Source organism: Desulfobacter sp. UBA2225 (assembly GCF_002348205.1).
In the GTDB taxonomy this organism is placed as follows: domain Bacteria; phylum Desulfobacterota; class Desulfobacteria; order Desulfobacterales; family Desulfobacteraceae; genus Desulfobacter; species Desulfobacter postgatei.
On sequence record NZ_DDYV01000179.1, the window covers coordinates 1 to 450 of the forward strand.

Annotated in this window: 1 pseudogene; it reads left to right on the forward strand. The window is 56.0% G+C overall.

Annotation, left to right across the window (positions count from 1 at the left end):
* A pseudogene (locus tag B3D59_RS09230) lies at positions 1–410 on the forward strand (radical SAM protein); the annotation flags it as partial.
* Positions 411–450: the final 40 nt, after the last annotated feature.

A 450-nucleotide genomic window follows, 5' to 3' on the forward strand; every position in this document is an offset into this window, starting at 1 on the left:
AGGTATCGGAATACTGGATGCCCGGCCTTGGCGGCAAGAAGATGACAGAGCAGCACGCCGAAAATACCGCCCGGGTCCTCAGTGAGGTCAATCCGCACTATATCCGGTCCCGGCCCTTCAGGCCCGCTCCCGGCACACCGATGTCCGACCAGGTCAACCAGGGGCAGATCACCCTGCTTGATCCCCGGGAGCAATTGCTTGAACTGCGCCGCATGGTCCGGAACCTGGATGTAACATCCAAGGTTTGCTTTGACCACATGGGCAATTACTGGCGAACAGCCTCGGGCGAACTGGTCTTGCATCATAAGTATGAAGGATATCAGTTCCCGGATGAGAAACAGACGGTCCTGGACCGCATCGAACTGGGTCTTGCCTTTAACCCCAAACCTGTCCGGCTGCTTCATCTGTAGTGTTTGATGTCAAATTTCGGGCTTGGTCATAACATCGGCC